Origin of the sequence: Kitasatospora sp. NPDC050543 (assembly GCF_044457565.1) — a bacterium.
Taxonomy (GTDB): Bacteria; Actinomycetota; Actinomycetes; order Streptomycetales; family Streptomycetaceae; genus Kitasatospora.
Genome location: NZ_JBITGZ010000016.1, coordinates 83,238 through 98,192 on the forward strand (window position 1 = coordinate 83,238; position 14,955 = coordinate 98,192).

The following is a 14,955-nucleotide window of genomic DNA, read 5'->3' on the forward strand; positions in this document are numbered from 1 at the left end:
GGTGGCCGTCTCGTCGAACTATCCGCAAGCCAGGGCCGGTTGCTCTACGGCCCGAGTGACCGGCTCGTTGGCGACCCGTGTGTCAGATTGTTCAACGAAGCTTCCGGCAACGGTCATACGGCTGTCTGATGGAACGTCGTTGTTACGCCCCGGTAATGCCTACGCTCGGAGATATGCGCCGAGCAAAAATCGTCTGTACTCTCGGGCCCGCCACCGACACGTACGACCAGATCAAGACCCTGGTCGACGCCGGCATGGACATCGCCCGACTCAACCTGAGCCACGGCTCCCACATCGAGCACGAAGAGCGCTACCGCCGGGTACGCAAGGCCGCCGACGAGACCGGCCGCAGCGTCGGCGTCCTGGTCGACCTTCAAGGCCCGAAGATCCGCCTGGACACCTTCGCCGAAGGCCCTGTATTCCTCGAACGCGGCGACGAGTTCACCATCACCGTCGAGGACGTCCCCGGCGACCGCGACATCTGCGGCACCACCTACAAGGGCCTCGCCGCCGACGTCTCACGCGGCGAACGGATCCTCGTCGACGACGGCCGGGTCTGCCTGGAGGTCACCCACGTCGACGGCCCCCGCGTCCACTGCATCGTCATCGAAGGCGGCCTGGTCTCCGACCACAAGGGCCTCAACCTCCCCGGCGTCGCCGTCTCCGTGCCCGCACTCAGCGACAAGGACGTCGCCGACCTGCGCTGGGCCCTGCAGACCGGCGCCGACCTCATCGCGCTCTCCTTCGTCCGCAGCGGCCGCGACATCGAGGACGTCCACCGGATCATGGCCGAGGAGGGCCGGGTCCTCCCCGTCATCGCCAAGATCGAGAAGCCGCAGGCCGTCGACAACCTCGAATCGATCGTCGACGCCTTCGACGGCATCATGGTCGCCCGCGGAGACCTGGGCGTGGAGATGCCCCTCGAACAGGTCCCGCTCGTCCAGAAGCGCGCCATCAAACTGGCCAAGCGCAACGCCAAGCCGGTCATCGTCGCCACCCAGATGCTCGACTCGATGATCAACGCCTCCCGCCCCACCCGCGCCGAGGCCTCCGACGTCGCCAACGCCGTCCTCGACGGCACCGACGCCGTCATGCTCTCCGGCGAAACCTCCGTCGGCAAATACCCCATCGAGACCGTCAAGACCATGGGACGGATCATCGAAGCCGCCGAAGAGGACATCCTCGCCACCGGACTCCCGCCGCTCACCCCGCGCAACAAGCCCCGCACCCAGGGCGGCGCCGTCGCCCGCGCGGCCGCCGAAATCGGCGACTTCCTGGGCGCCAAGTACCTCGTCGCCTTCACCCAGAGCGGCGACACCGCCCGCCGCCTCACCCGCTACCGCTCGCCCATCCCCGTGCTCGCCTTCACCTACGAGCCCGCCGTCCGCAGCCAACTCGCCCTCACCTGGGGCGTCGAGACCTTCCTCGGCCCCTTCGCCGGCACCACCGACGAGATGGTCGAACAGGTCGACGCCGCACTCGTCGGCCTCGGCCGCTGCAAGAAGGGCGACATCGTCGTCATCACCGCCGGCTCACCCCCGGGCCTCGCCGGCTCCACCAACCTCGTCCGGGTCCACCACGTCGGCGAACTCGACACCTGACCCGGCGCCACCACCGCGACGGCGCGCCCCCACGGGCCAGGGGACGCGCCGTCCTCCGGTCTCCCGCCCCGCGTTCCGCCCCGCCCTCATCACCGCCCCGCACCGATCACGGCCATTCCATTCGCGTTCCTCGTACGCCGCACCCGCACCCGGGCGGGCCGGAATGCCACGAGGTGGCACGATGCCCACCATCGCGGTCCTGGAGCGACCGGCGCTTGCCCTTCGCATGCGGCCCACGGTGGATCTGGAGCCGCTGGAAGAAGCCTGCTGAGCCGACCGCGCCGCCGGTCAGTACTTCGGGCCGATGTGGGCGTCCATGAGGGCCACCGAATCCTTGCGGGCGATCGAGACGTTCACGGCGCCGCTGGAGCGGGTGACGGCCTTCCACTGCACCCCGACGGCGTCGAGGGTGGCGGTGAAGATGCCGATGATGTCGGCCGAGGTGTTGGTGAAGAAGTACCGCGGGTACTCGCGCCGCTGTACGACACCGTCCACCGTCCGACTGGCCCAGTTGATGATCCGGCACCCGTCGGAGTGGATCAGCCCCCGCAGCAGCCCCCAGGGGTGCGCGTCGACGATCTCCTGTTGCCATTCGATGAGGGAGATCGCGCGCTCGTGCTTTCTCCCGGGTCCGTGTTGGGGGAAGATACACGGAAGGTGCTTTGAGTAGACCTTGACGTAGTGGCAGCCGGCGCTCTGGACCCGACACACGGAGTTCTCCGGCAGTACCGTTCGCATGGCTTGTGCGGCCGCATCCATGAGACCGGGCCACGCGTCTCCGCACGCAATGGACAGACTGGGAACGCTCTTCCGGGCCGACTGGACGATGTGTCCGTCACCCAGGTACAGGCCCAGAAGGTACGCGTATGTGCTCCCGTCGACAGGGGCTGCGTCGCACCGAAAGCATGAAGATCGATGAGGCCGGGACTGCTCGCCGCGGCGTATGCGGTCGTGGTGCTTCCAACTGCTGATGGTGCCGACGGGGATCCCGCAAAGCCGAGCGACCTCGGCGTTGGGCTTGCCGTCGCGAAGGAGCGAGATCGCGCGCTGACGGACAACGAGGCTGTGCATGCGACAAGGCTGGTCGAGCACGTAGTCTCGATGGGTGAGATTTCGGGGATCTTCACCCGACGTGATGAAGATCCCAGGAAAGCAATGCGACCTTCGAATCGAAGGTATTGTGCCCCGAGTGGGACTCGAACCCACACTGTATGGTGTTTGAGACCATTGCCTGCTGCCAATTGGGCTATCGGGGCCTATGTTTCGAAGGCGGATAGCCGCCCTCTGTGAGACCAACATACCGTGTCTGGGTAGGCTCGTGCATGCAGTACCCCGCCGGAACGAGGAGCCCCGTGAGCACCGCCGACGAGCAGCCTGAGCCGCTTGAGACCGAGTTGCCCCAGATCACCCGAATTGTCATTGCCGAGGACGAGGCGCTGATCCGTCTCGACCTGAAGGAGATGCTCGAAGAGGAGGGTTACACCGTCGTCGGCGAGGCCGGGGATGGTGAGACGGCGGTGAAGCTCGTCCAGGAGCTGCGCCCCGACCTGGCGATCCTGGATGTGAAGATGCCCGTGCTGGACGGGCTCTCCGCCGCCGAGCAGATCCACGAGGCGCACCTGGCCCCGGTGCTGATGCTGACGGCGTTCTCGCAGCGCGAGCTGGTGGACCGGGCGCGGGACGCGGGTGCGATGGCGTACATCGTGAAGCCGTTCAGCAAGAGTGACCTGGTGCCGGCGATCGAGATGGCCGTCTCGCGGTACACCGAGATGCGCACGCTGGAGGAGGAGATCGCCGATCTCACCCAGCGGCTGGAGACCCGCAAGCTGGTGGACCGCGCGAAGAGCGTGCTGCAGACGAAGTTCGGGTTGAACGAGCCGGCTGCGTTCCGCTGGATCCAGAAGACGTCGATGGACCGTCGGATGACCATGGCCGCCGTGGCGGAGGCCGTGATCGAGGAGGGCGTCGCCCAGGACAAGAAGAAGGCCGACGAGGCCCCGTCCGAGGGCTGATCGGGAGCATCCGAGGGAAGTCCCGAAGGACCACCCGAGGGAAGTCCCGGACGAGGACACGAAGAGGGGCCCGGCAGCCGAAGCTGCCGGGCCCCTCTCGGTGTGTGGCTCAGTCCTCGCCGAGGTACGCCTTTCGGACGGACTCGTCGTGGAGCAGGTCGGCGCCGGTGCCGGTGAGCACGATCCGGCCGGTCTCCATCACGTAGCCCTGGTCGGAGAGCGAGAGCGCCGCCTGGGCGTTCTGCTCGACGAGCAGGATGGTGGTGCCGGAGGCGCGCAGTTCGACGATGGTCGCCATGATCTTCTGCATCATCAGCGGGGACAGGCCCATCGAGGGCTCGTCGAGCATGAGCAGCTTGGGCTGGGACATCAGCGCGCGGCCCATGGCGAGCATCTGCTGCTCGCCGCCGGAGAGCGTGCCGGCGGCCTGCTTGCGGCGCTCGCCGAGGATCGGGAAGAGCGTGTAGGCGCGTTCGACGTCGGCGGTGATGCCGGCGGTGTCCTTGCGCAGGAAGGCGCCGAGGAGGAGGTTCTCCTCGATGGTCATCCGGGGGAAGATGTGCCGGCCTTCGGGGGAGTGGGCCAGGCCCAGCGCGACGATCTTGTGCGCGGGGACGGAGGTGAGCGGGGCCCCCTCGAAGGTGATCTTTCCGGAGGTCGGTCGGAGCAGGCCGGACAGGGTGCGCAGGGTGGTGGTCTTGCCGGCGCCGTTGGTGCCGATGAGGGTGGTGACCTCGCCCTGGTTGACGCTGAAGCTGATGCCCTTGACGGCTTCGATCTTGCCGTAGGAGACGCGGAGGTCCTCGACCTCGAGAAGCGCGGTCACTGGTCTGCCTCCGTGCTGGCGGTGCTGCCGGTGGTGCTGCCGCCGCCGGCGTTGCTGTCGGTTCCTTCGAGCGGGGCGCCGAGGTAGGCGGTGATGACGCGCTCGTCGTTCTGGACGGTTTCGCGGTCGCCCTCGACGATCTTCTGGCCCTGGACGAGGACGGCGGTGCGGTCGCAGAGGTTGAAGATGAACCGCATGTCGTGCTCGATGACCAGGATCGCGATGCCCTTGTCGCGGATGGCGAAGACGAGCTCCTCTGCGGCGCGGGTCTCCTGGGGGTTCATGCCGGCGGTGGGCTCGTCGAGCAGGAGCAGGCCGGGGTCGCTGGCGAGGGCGCGGGCGATTTCGAGCTTGCGCTGTTCGCCGTAGGGGAGGTTGCGCGAGAGGTGCTCGGCCTTGTGGTCGAGGCCGATGAAGGCGAGCAGGTCCATGGCGCGCTCGCGGCTCTCGGCCTCGGCCTTGCGGTAGCCGGGGCCGCGCAGGATGGCGGAGAAGAGGCCTTCCTTGGTGCGGGTGTGGCGGCCGACGAGGACGTTCTCCAGGACGGTCATGTTGGCGAAGAGCCGGATGTTCTGGAAGGTGCGGGCGATGCCGGCCTGGGTGACGAGGTGGGGCTTGGGCGGCAGGACGGTGCCCTTGTAGCTGACGGTGCCCTCGGTGGGCACGTACAGGCCGGTGAGGCAGTTGAAGAAGGTCGTCTTGCCGGCGCCGTTGGGGCCGATGAGGCCGACGATCTCGCCGCTGTTGACGGTGAGGTCGACGTTGTTGACGGCGGTGAGGCCGCCGAAGCGCATCACCACGCCGCGGGCGTCGAGGACGGGGGTGGCCGCGTCGCCGATGGCGTCGCGCGGGGCGGGGACGGTACTGGTGGTCATGGTGCTGGTCACGCCCCTGCCTTGGTGAGTTCGGGCTCGCCGCCCGCGAGGGGTGCGGCGGTGGTGGCGAGGTCGGCGTCCTCGTGGAATTCGAGCTGGGCCCGGCGGTTGGCGATCATGCCTTCCGGGCGGACGCGCATGAGCAGCACGAGGGCGACGCCGAAGAAGAGCAGCTGGTAGTTCTTGAGGAAGATCAGCTTCTCGGGGATGAGGTAGAGCAGGGTGGCGCCGAGCAGGGGTCCGCTGATGGTGCCCATGCCGCCGAGGACGACGGCTGCGACCAGGAAGGCGCTGTTGGGGGGTACGGAGGCGGCGAACTGGTAGGGGTCGGGCACGACGCTGTAGCTGACGTGGGCCATGACGGTGCCGGCGAGGCCGGCGAGGGAGGCGCCGAGGGCGAAGGCGAGCAGCTTGAGCTTGAAGCCGTTGATGCCCATGGCCTGTGCGGCGGTCTCGTCCTCGCGGATGGCGACCCAGGCACGGCCGATCCGGGAGTCGTTGGCCCGGCTGAAGATGATCACCACGAAGGCGGTGACGAGCAGCATCAGCAGGAAGTAGTTGGCGAACCGGCCGAGGACGAAGGATCCGAAGACGTGTTCCGCGCCGAAGTTGAATCCGAGGATGTCGAGGTCGGGGATGTTGCGGATGCCGTTGGGGCCGTTGGTGACCTTGGGGCCGGAGATGCCGTCGAGGCTGTTGACGGCGATGCGGAAGATCTCTCCGAAGCCGAGGGTGACGATGGCGAGGTAGTCGCCGCGCAGTCGCAGGGTCGGTGCGCCGATGACGACGCCGAAGACCAGGGCGGCTGCCATGCCGGTGAGGGCGGCGGCCCAGAACGGGAAGTGCAGGCCGGTGGGGGAGGAGCTGGAGCCGGAGACCAGGGCGGCGGCGTAGGCGCCGACGCCGAGGAAGGCGACGTAGCCGAGGTCGAGGAGGCCGGCGAGGCCGACGACGACGTTGAGGCCGAGGGCGACGGTGGCGAAGATCAGGATGTTGACGCCGACGGACGCGAAGTGGTCGTCGCTCTGGGTGAAGGGGAAGGCTGCTGCGGCGGCGAAGGCCGCGGCGGTGGCGGTGCCGCGGTGGCGGGCGGTGAGGGCGGTGAGGCGCCCGAGCAGGCCGCCGCGGGCCAGGGCCCAGGCGCTGAAGCCGGTGAGGAGGGCGAAGCCGCAGAACTGCTCGCCGCCCTCGGTGGTGATGCCGTAGGTGAAGGCGGTGAGGCCGATGGCCGCTGCGGCGATGATCAGCAGGACTTCGGTCCAGCGGTTCAGGGCCTTGGCGGGGGCGATGTCGGGGCGGGGGCCGACCAGGCGGACGAAGCCGCCGAGGTGGTGGCGCAGGAGGGCGCCGGCGCCGTTGGGCTTGCTGGCCTGGGCGGAGCGCTGGGGCAGTCCGAGGGCGCCGAGCAGGGGCAGCAGCGAGGCGAGGGCCGCGATGTAGCCGCCGGGTTCGAGGTTGGCGACGCCGCCGAGTTCGACGCTGATGGCGATGACGGTGTACCAGGTGACGGCGAAGCCGGCGGTGGCGATCAGCAGGGCGGCGGCTTCGCGGCCGGCGGGGGAGAGCCAGCGGGTGCCCTTGACGTCGTACAGGGGCAGGGCGAAGAGGGTGGTGAGGACTCCGGCGACGAGGGTGAGGACCTGGAGGCCGCCGGGGTAGCCGTCGACGGTGAGGTCACCGGGGAACTCGCTGGTCCAGGTCCAGTGGATGAAGGTGCTGGCCGCGGTGGCGAGGCCGCCGGCCGCGACGAGGGCCTTGGCGGCTGCGGGGGGCATCGGGATCGCGCGGCGGGTGGTGCCGGGCATGGCGTGTCGGCTCATGGTGTGTGGTCTCCCGCTTCCTCAGGCCCGGTCCGCGACGCGTTCTCCGAGTAGGCCTTGTGGCCTGACCAGGAGGACGACGATCAGCAGCACGAAGGCCCAGACGTTGGCCCAGGAGCCGCCGCCGAGCTGGTTCATGCCGGGGATGTCCTGGATGTAGGCGGTGGCCATGGCCTCCGCGACGCCGAGGACGAGTCCGCCGAGCATGGCGCCGTAGATGTTGCCGATGCCGCCGAGGACGGCCGCGGTGAAGGCCTTGAGGCCGGCGAGGAAGCCCATGGTGGGGCTGACCTGGCCGTAGCGCAGGCCCCAGCCGATGGCGGCGACGGCGGCGAAGGCGGCACCGAGGGCGAACGCGATCACGATGATGCGGTCGGTGTTGATGCCCATGAGCTTGGCGGTGTCGGGGTCCTGCGCGGTGGCCTGCATGCCGCGGCCGGTGCGGGTCTTGCCGACGAAGGCGGCGAGTGCGCCCATGCAGAGCGGGGCGGCGAAGAAGAGGAAGAAGTCGGCGGACTGGAAGGTGACGGAGCCGACGTGGTACGGGCCGCCGGGCAGCTGGGGGAAGCTGCGGCCGGACTTGGCGCCGGGGTAGAGCTGCTCGACGAGCTGCTGGAGCGCGATCGAGAGGCCGATCGCGGTGATCAGCGGGGCCAGCTTGGGGGCTCCGCGCAGCGGCCGGTAGGCGAAGCGCTCGGCGGCTACGGCGATCAGCACGGAGGTGAGCACGCCACCGACGAGCATGAGCGGAAGCGCCAGCCACAGACTGGTCCCGGAGGGGAGGACGAGGTAGGTGGTGAGTGCACCGAACCCGCCTGTCATGAAGATCTCGCCGTGGGCGAAGTTGATGAGCTGGACAATGCCGTAGACCATTGTGTAGCCGATCGCGATCAGCCCGTAAAGGCTGCCGAGGATCAGGCCGTTGGCCAGCTGCTGCGGCAGATCGTGCACCGCTGGGCCTCCGAGGGGGTTCGGTGGGTGGGGTTCGCTGCGTGGGGCTGCTCGAACCGGTGGTGTGCGGCGGGGGCGCTGGTCGCAGCGCCCCCGCCGGGTGGTGCGGTGTTGTGCTGCTGGTGCCGGGCGGGGCCGTGGTGGGGCCCTGGTGGCGGGGGCTGGGTCAGCCCTTGTAGGTGCCCGACTTGGCGACGGTCCAGGCGCCGTCCTTGACGACGTAGACGGTCAGCTGCTTGTTGATGGCGTCGCCGTACTCGTCGAAGCCGACGGTGCCGGTGACGCCGCTGAACTCGACCTTGCCGACGGCCTCGACGACCTTGGCGCGGGCGTCGGTGGGCAGCTTGCCGGCGTTGGCGCTGGTGACGGCCTTGACGCCCTGGATGATGGCCCAGGCGGCGTCGTAGGAGTAGCCGCCGTACGCGGCGTACGGGTCGGCGAACTTGGCGGCGGTGTAGTCGGCGACGAACTTCTTGGCGGAGTCGAGGGACTCGACCGGGGCGCCGACGGAGGTGGCGAGGTCGCCGTTGGCGTTCTTGTTGGCCTTGTTGATGTACTCGGGGTCGTACATGCCGTCGCCGCCGAAGACCGGGATGGTGACGCCGGCCTTCTTGAGCTGGTCGGTCAGCGGGCCGGACTGCGGGTACTCACCGCCGTAGTAGATGATGTCGGCGCCGGCCGACTTGGCCTTGGTGACCACGGCGGAGAAGTCGAGGTTGTTCTCGTCGATGTGGTCGGAGCCGGCGATGGCGCCGCCGAGCTTGGTGAACTCCTTCTGGAACGCTCCGACGAGGCCGACGCCGTAGGTCTTCTTGTCGTCGATCAGGTAGGCCTTCTTCTTGCCGAGGTCGGTGAAGGCGTACTGGGCGGCGAACGGGCCCTGGATGGCGTCGGTGGTGGCGGTGCGGAAGTAGGTCTTGAACGGGCGCTTCTTCTCGGTGTCGAACTTCTCGCCCTGGGTCAGCGTGGGGCTGGTGTTGGCGGGGGAGATCTCGACCAGGTTGGCGGCCTCGAAGACCTGCTGCATGGACTGGGCGACGCCCGAGTTCAGCGGGCCGACCACGCCGAGGACGCTCTTGTCGGCGACCAGGGCGGTGGCGTTCTGCTGGCCTTCCTGGGGCGACTTCTTGTCGTCGAGGGCCTTGACCTTGAAGGTGACGCCCGGAACTTCCTTGTTGTCGTTGGCGACCTTGGCCGCGAGCTCGACGGAGTGCTGGATGCCCAGGCCCAGGGCGGAGAGCGGGCCGGTGAGCGGCGCGTCGACGCCGATGGTGACGGTGGTGCCGGCGGCGTCGTCCCCGGCCTTCTTCTCGCCGCGGGAGCCACAGGCGGAGAGGCTGAGAGCTCCGACGACGGCGATGCTCACGACAAGCGCTGAACGAGAACGCACGATGGTCCCCTTCTGGTTAGGAAGGCGCCGCGCCTGATTTGGCGGGTGCCGGGTCGCGCGCTTGGGGCCAGGCCCAATCCGTTGGCGCGGTGACTGGCCGTGACTCTAGATGGCCTCGGGCGGCTCGTGGAGGGGTGCGGGCAGGCTGTGATTCTCTTGTTATGAGCACACGTAGGACTTGTCTCAGCATGTGGGCGTTCGGACTTGATACATCCGGTGGTGCTACGGGGCGTCCTGGACCCTGGCATGCTGTAAGACCCAGAAATGCAGGTGGCTACTGGTGTGTCCGGTTACCGGACGGTGCTGTTCGGTGCGCTGGAATCGGGCGTACGCGTCCGAATATCGGACGATGAGCAGGTTGCATGCAGGTTCCTGGAGAGTTCGAGGGTGTAATCGGGGCCCAGGATCTGACTAAGTGTCTGGATTGCGCGTGTATTACGTAGCGTTACATCCAGGAAGGGCAGCCCGGCGTCCGCCGGTGCCCTGGTGCAGTCGGTCACCAGATAGCGGACGTCGATGACCACCTGCTGACCGGGCGTCACCGTCCTCGGCAGCGTGCCGATGACCTCGGTGGTGATCCCCGGGTACCCCTGGTGGACGCCGAGGATGTCGTACGGATGTCCGGCGGTGGCCCGCGCCACCAGCCGCAGGATGAAGCCGTCCCCGGGCGCGAGGGCCGCGCCGACGGACCCCGTGTACCGGATATCGGACTCCTGTGCCGGGTACTGCGGTGGGGAGTTGGGGGCGGGTGGGCGCTGGGCGCCGGTCGGCCCGCGGGCCGTCGTGAGGGTCGCCGCGGCGAGCAGCAGGGCGGCCGAGGCGTAGAGCTGACGTCGCGTCAACTGCCGTCTGTGGCGCGGCATACGGGGGGCCGGCGGCCGGTGTTCGGCGCCGGGGCCCGCCTCGACGGGCCCGAGGCTCCCGTGCGGCCGCTCGCCGCCTTCGCGCGCTGTGCCGGACATGCCGCGCCCCCTATGCCTGGACCAAGGGCCTGCCCAGGTCGGGCGGTGGTCAAACAAGGGATTCGAACAAGGGGGCGGGCCCGGGCGGGCGGGTGGCCGGGCGGGTGGCGCGGCGGGCTGCCGGGGTGCTGCGCGACCCGGGCCGGGGACCGGGTCCGGGCCGGGTCGCGCAGCGGTCGCGCCGGTGCGGTCGGGTCGGCGCGGTTGTGCGGGCGCGGTTGCGCCGGGTGGGGCTAGAGGTCGCGCAGCATGCAGGTGAGGCGGCAGCTGGTGATCCGCCGGCCGGTGTCGTCGGTGATCGCGATCTCGTACGTGGCGGCGGTGCGGCCCTTGAAGACGGCCGTGGCCACGCCGGTGACCAGCCCGGAGGTGGCCGAGCGGTGGTGGGTGGCGTTGAGGTCCACGCCGACGGCGTAGCGGCCGGGACCGGCGTGCAGCATCGCGCCGATCGAGCCGAGCGTCTCGGCCAGCGCCGCCGACGCGCCGCCGTGCAGCAGTCCGTACGGCTGCTGGTTGCCCTCGACCGGCATGGTGCCCACCACGCGGTCGCCGGAGGCCTCCACGATCCGGATGCCCAGCCGGTCGCCGAGGTGGCCGCCGGAGAAGGTGGAGGGGTCCACCCCGAGCTTGGCGAAGTGGTCGAGCACGTCCTGCGGGACGTCCAGGAAGGGGGCCGCGCCTGTGGGGGCCGGGTCGGTCATGGTGGCTCCTGCCGCTCAGTGTCACGTCATCGTGCTGCCTGTGATCGTACGACCGGCCCTACCCGGCGGTAGCGTCCGTGGCCCCCTGCGTCGTCCGCGCCCGGGTTGTCGGTGGCGGGCCATAGGATCGGTCACCGGTAGTGGAATCGGCAGGAACGGGACGTTGACGTGGCTACGCAGAGTACGGGTAAGGGTGCGACGGGCGGCACCGGGGCCGGTCCGCGGCCCCGGCTGATGCTGCTCGACGGGCATTCGATGGCCTACCGGGCGTTCTACGCGCTGCCGGTGGAGAACTTCAACACCTCGACCGGGCAGCCCACCAACGCGGTGTACGGCTTCGCCTCGATGCTCGCCAACACCGTGCGGGACGAGCGGCCCACCCACCTCGCGGTGGCCTTCGACCTGTCCCGGCAGACGTTCCGCTCGGCCGAGTTCCCCGACTACAAGGCGAACCGCGCCAAGACGCCGGACGAGTTCCGCAGCCAGATCGGCCTGATCGGCGAGCTGCTGGACGCGATGCGGATCCCCCGGATGACGGTCGAGAACTTCGAGGCCGACGACATCATCGCCACCCTCGCCACCGCCGCCACCGCCGAGGGCTTCGACGTCGACATCGTCACCGGTGACCGCGACTCGCTCCAGCTGGTCAGCGAGCGTGTCACCGTGCTCTACCCCACCAAGGGCGTCTCCGAGCTCACCCGCTACACCCCGGAGAAGGTCACCGAGAAGTACGGCGTCACCCCCAGCCAGTACCCGGATCTCGCGGCCCTGCGGGGGGACCCGTCGGACAACTTGCCCGGCATCCCCGGCGTCGGCGAGAAGACGGCCGCGAAGTGGGTCAACCAGTTCGGTTCCTTCGACGAGCTGATGGCCCGCGCGGACGAGGTCAAGGGCAAGATCGGTGAGAAGCTGCGCGAGCACCTCGACTCGGTCAAGCGCAACCGCGTCCTCACCGAGCTGGTCCGTGACGTCCAACTCCCGCTCGGCGTGGCCGACCTGGGCCGCACCGCGTTCGACCGCGAGGCCGTCGGCCAGCTGATGGAGTCGCTGGAGTTCCGCAACACCAACTTCCGGGAGCGGATCTTCGGCATCGACCCGGGCGCCGAGCAGGGCCCGGCCGAGGCCGAGGTCGCCCCCGGCATCGAGGTCGAGGGGGACTTGCTGACCGAGCCGGGCGGGCTCGCCGCCTGGCTGGCCGAGCACGCCGCCACCGACGCGCCGGTGGCGCTCGCCGCCGTCTACGAGTGGGCGCTGGGCACCGGCCGGGTCCAGGAGATCGCCCTCGCCGCGGGCGAGGCCGCCGCCTGGTTCGACCCGGCCCAGCTCGCCGAGGCCGACGAGCGCGCCTTCGCCGGCTGGCTCGCCGACCCGGCCCGGCCCAAGGCCCTGCACATCGCCAAGCAGGTGATGCGCGCCTTCGCCGAGCAGGGCTGGACGATCGAGGGCGTCACCGCCGACACGGCGCTCGCCGCCTACCTGGAGAAGCCCGGCCGGCGCACCTTCACGTTGGAGGTCCTGGCCGAGGAGTACCTCTCCCGTTCGCTCACCCCGGCCGCCGCCGCCGAGAGCGGCCAGCTCTCCTTCGACGCGCCGGAGGAGGACGCCACCGCCGGCGCCCGCGCCCTGATGGTCCAGGCCCGTACGGTGCTGGATCTCGCCGCCCTGTTCGAGCCCCGGCTCGCGGCCGCCGGCGCCACCGAGCTGCTGCGCGACATGGAGCTGCCGATCGCCGCCCTGCTCGCCCGGATGGAGCGCACCGGCATCGCCGCCGACCGCCCGTGGCTGACGGGCCTGGAGTCCCAGTTCGCCGCCGAGATCCAGCGCGTGGTGGAGGAGGCGCACGCCGCCGCCGGGCACGAGTTCAACCTCGGCTCGCCCAAGCAGCTCCAGGAGATCCTCTTCGGCGAGCTCGCCCTGCCCAAGACCAAGAAGATCAAGACCGGCTACACCACCGACGCCGACGCGCTGACCTGGCTGGCCGCGCAGACCGACAACGAGCTGCCGGTCATCCTGCTGCGCCACCGGGACCAGGCCAAGCTGCGCACCACGGTGGAGGGCCTGCTCAAGACGGTCTCCGAGCAGGGGCGGATCCACACCACCTTCAACCAGATGGTCGCCGCGACCGGCCGGCTCTCCTCGCAGGACCCGAACCTGCAGAACATCCCCGTCCGCACCGCGGAGGGCCGGGCCATCCGCCGCGCCTTCGTCGTCGGCGAGGGCTACGAGTCGCTGCTGACGGCCGACTACTCGCAGATCGAGCTGCGCATCATGGCGCACCTGTCCGAGGACGAGGCGCTGCTGGAGGCCTTCGCCAGCGGCGAGGACCTGCACACCACCGTCGCCTCGCAGGTCTTCTCGGTGGAGCCGGGCGCGGTCGACGCCGAGATGCGGCGCAAGATCAAGGCGATGTCGTACGGCCTGGCGTACGGCCTCTCCGCGTACGGGCTCTCCCAGCAGCTGGGCATCAAGCCCGCCGAGGCGCAGGGCCTGATGGACACCTACTTCGAGCGGTTCGGCGGTGTGCGGGACTACCTGCGCCGGGTCGTCGACGAGGCTCGCGCCACCGGGTACACGCAGACCCTGCTCGGCCGCCGCCGCCACCTGCCGGACCTCAACAGCGACAACCGCCAGCGTCGTGAGATGGCCGAGCGGATGGCGCTGAACGCGCCGATCCAGGGTTCGGCCGCCGACATCGTCAAGATCGCGATGCTGCGGGTGGACGACGCGCTGCGCGCGGCCGGGCTCTCCTCCCGGATGCTGCTCCAGGTGCACGACGAAATCGTGCTGGAGCTGGCGCCGGGTGAGCGCGAGCGGGTGGAGGAGATCGTCCGCGAGCAGATGGCCGGTGCCTACCCGCTGCGCGCGCCGCTGGACGTCTCGGTCGGCGTGGGCCCCAACTGGGAGAGTGCCGCGCACTGACGCGTCGCGGGGCGGCGGGCCGCTCGCCGCCCCGCAGACCGGTTCGGGCGTTCGCCGGCCCGGGGCGGGTCCGGCCGTCGGCCGTCCCCGGGGGGATGCACTCCTCCGCGGGCGCTGGCCGCTCTCCTCGCAATGCAAGAGCTTGCAGCAAGTTTCTGAATCTCCTTGCCATCACCATTGACCCGCCGGTCACCGGCGCGGCAGAGTCTCGGTCACCACCCCTCGTACGGAAGGTGCCACCCCATGCCCGGACTCGCCCCGCCGGTCGCCGACGAGCGCACCGCTCTGCTCGCCTTTCTCGCCCAGCAGCGGCAGTTGCTGCGCGTCCCCGCGTACGGCCTGACCGAGGAGCAGGCGTGGGCGACCCCGTCCGCCAGTGAACTGAGCATCGCCGGCCTGCTCAAGCACGCCGCGCGCTGCGAGCGCGGGTGGATGGACCTCGTCCTGCGGCGCTCCACAGCGCCGCAACGCAAGGCGGACGAGTCGGACGCCCCCGAGTTCCTGCCCGAGCCGGGCGAGACTCTGGCCGGCCTGCTCGACGACTACGAGCGGGCCTGCGCGGAGACCGATGCGGCCATCGCCGGGATCGCCGACCTGGGCCAGGGTGTCCCCGTCCCCCGGGGGGTGCCGTGGTTCTCCGCCGAGATCGAGGAGTGGTCGGTGCGCTGGGTGCTGCTGCACCTGATCGAGGAGACCGCGCGGCACGGCGGCCACGCCGACATCATCCGCGAGACGCTGGACGGCGCCACGCTGTTCCCGCTGCTGGCCGCGGCCGAGCAGTGGCCCGACCCCTGGTTCCAGCCCTGGGAGCCGGCCGCGCCGCCGGCCGTGTAATGACGTTTGGTCAGACCCGTTGTGGTGCAGGACCGGTGACGCTTGTGCAGCGCCGCCCTACGCT

12 protein-coding genes, 1 tRNA gene and 1 pseudogene are annotated in these 14,955 nt (G+C 70.0%); 4 read left to right on the top strand and 10 right to left on the bottom strand.

Annotated features, from left to right (window positions below; translation table 11 throughout):
* Positions 1–173 precede the first annotated feature (173 nt).
* Positions 174–1,601 carry a pyruvate kinase gene (pyk, locus tag ACIBH3_RS20730; RefSeq protein ID WP_396313485.1) on the top strand — a complete coding sequence of 476 codons (1,428 nt, stop codon included), beginning with the start codon at positions 174–176 and terminating at the stop codon, positions 1,599–1,601.
* 288 nt (positions 1,602–1,889) lie between these two features.
* Here pyk and ACIBH3_RS20735 read toward each other — a convergent pair whose 3' ends face one another.
* The 3 genes and pseudogenes from ACIBH3_RS20735 to ACIBH3_RS20745 form a co-directional block, all read right to left on the bottom strand.
* A complete protein-coding gene (locus tag ACIBH3_RS20735; RefSeq protein ID WP_396313572.1) occupies positions 1,890–2,312 on the bottom strand; it encodes a hypothetical protein in 423 nt (140 codons plus the stop codon).
* Between the two features lie 252 nt (positions 2,313–2,564).
* Positions 2,565–2,672 (bottom strand): annotated as a pseudogene (locus ACIBH3_RS20740) (helix-turn-helix domain-containing protein); the annotation flags it as partial.
* 110 nt (positions 2,673–2,782) lie between these two features.
* Positions 2,783–2,857 (bottom strand) — tRNA-Leu (locus ACIBH3_RS20745).
* 96 nt (positions 2,858–2,953) lie between these two features.
* On the opposite strand from ACIBH3_RS20745, the gene ACIBH3_RS20750 reads away from it, so the two are divergent.
* Entirely contained in the window at positions 2,954–3,613 is a 660-nt protein-coding gene (locus ACIBH3_RS20750; protein ID WP_396313486.1) for an ANTAR domain-containing response regulator, read from the top strand.
* Between the two features lie 109 nt (positions 3,614–3,722).
* Here ACIBH3_RS20750 and ACIBH3_RS20755 read toward each other — a convergent pair whose 3' ends face one another.
* The 7 genes from ACIBH3_RS20755 to ACIBH3_RS20785 all read right to left on the bottom strand — a co-directional run bounded on the left by ACIBH3_RS20755 (position 3,723) and on the right by ACIBH3_RS20785 (position 11,138).
* A complete protein-coding gene (locus ACIBH3_RS20755) occupies positions 3,723–4,439 on the bottom strand; it encodes an ABC transporter ATP-binding protein (protein WP_396313487.1) in 717 nt (238 codons plus the stop codon).
* Positions 4,436–5,314, bottom strand: coding sequence for an ABC transporter ATP-binding protein (locus ACIBH3_RS20760; protein WP_396313568.1), 879 nt, complete (start codon positions 5,312–5,314; stop codon positions 4,436–4,438). The genes ACIBH3_RS20755 and ACIBH3_RS20760 overlap by 4 nt, the downstream gene beginning before the upstream one ends.
* An 8-nt stretch (positions 5,315–5,322) precedes the next feature.
* A complete protein-coding gene (locus ACIBH3_RS20765) occupies positions 5,323–7,134 on the bottom strand; it encodes a branched-chain amino acid ABC transporter permease (protein ID WP_396313488.1) in 1,812 nt (603 codons plus the stop codon).
* 21 nt (positions 7,135–7,155) lie between these two features.
* Positions 7,156–8,085, bottom strand: coding sequence for a branched-chain amino acid ABC transporter permease (locus ACIBH3_RS20770; RefSeq protein ID WP_396313489.1), 930 nt, complete (start codon positions 8,083–8,085; stop codon positions 7,156–7,158).
* A 166-nt stretch (positions 8,086–8,251) separates the two neighbouring features.
* Positions 8,252–9,475, bottom strand: a complete 1,224-nt coding sequence (locus tag ACIBH3_RS20775) for an ABC transporter substrate-binding protein (RefSeq protein WP_396313490.1) — start codon at positions 9,473–9,475, stop codon at positions 8,252–8,254.
* A 290-nt stretch (positions 9,476–9,765) separates the two neighbouring features.
* Positions 9,766–10,317: a hypothetical protein gene (locus ACIBH3_RS20780; protein WP_396313491.1), complete on the bottom strand. Its 552-nt coding sequence runs from the start codon at positions 10,315–10,317 to the stop codon at positions 9,766–9,768.
* A 353-nt stretch (positions 10,318–10,670) separates the two neighbouring features.
* Positions 10,671–11,138 carry a PaaI family thioesterase gene (locus ACIBH3_RS20785; RefSeq protein ID WP_396313492.1) on the bottom strand — a complete coding sequence of 156 codons (468 nt, stop codon included), beginning with the start codon at positions 11,136–11,138 and terminating at the stop codon, positions 10,671–10,673.
* 234 nt (positions 11,139–11,372) lie between these two features.
* On the opposite strand from ACIBH3_RS20785, the gene polA reads away from it, so the two are divergent.
* Together polA and ACIBH3_RS20795 are read left to right on the top strand one after the other, a co-directional pair.
* Positions 11,373–14,057, top strand: a complete 2,685-nt coding sequence (polA, locus tag ACIBH3_RS20790) for a DNA polymerase I (protein WP_396313569.1) — start codon at positions 11,373–11,375, stop codon at positions 14,055–14,057.
* Between the two features lie 243 nt (positions 14,058–14,300).
* A complete protein-coding gene (locus ACIBH3_RS20795) occupies positions 14,301–14,891 on the top strand; it encodes a DinB family protein (protein WP_396313493.1) in 591 nt (196 codons plus the stop codon).
* The last annotated feature ends 64 nt before the right edge of the window (positions 14,892–14,955 follow it).

Bases quoted from the DNA above. Each gene is read 5' to 3' on its own strand.
- ACIBH3_RS20785 (WP_396313492.1), bottom strand. From the start codon at position 11,138: ATGACCGACCCGGCCCCCACAGGCGCGGCCCCCTTCCTGGACGTCCCG.
- ACIBH3_RS20765 (WP_396313488.1), bottom strand. From the start codon at position 7,134: ATGAGCCGACACGCCATGCCCGGCACCACCCGCCGCGCGATCCCGATG.
- ACIBH3_RS20760 (WP_396313568.1), bottom strand. From the start codon at position 5,314: ATGACCACCAGTACCGTCCCCGCCCCGCGCGACGCCATCGGCGACGCG.
- polA (WP_396313569.1), top strand. From the start codon at position 11,373: ATGCTGCTCGACGGGCATTCGATGGCCTACCGGGCGTTCTACGCGCTG.
- pyk (WP_396313485.1), top strand. From the start codon at position 174: ATGCGCCGAGCAAAAATCGTCTGTACTCTCGGGCCCGCCACCGACACG.
- ACIBH3_RS20795 (WP_396313493.1), top strand. From the start codon at position 14,301: ATGCCCGGACTCGCCCCGCCGGTCGCCGACGAGCGCACCGCTCTGCTC.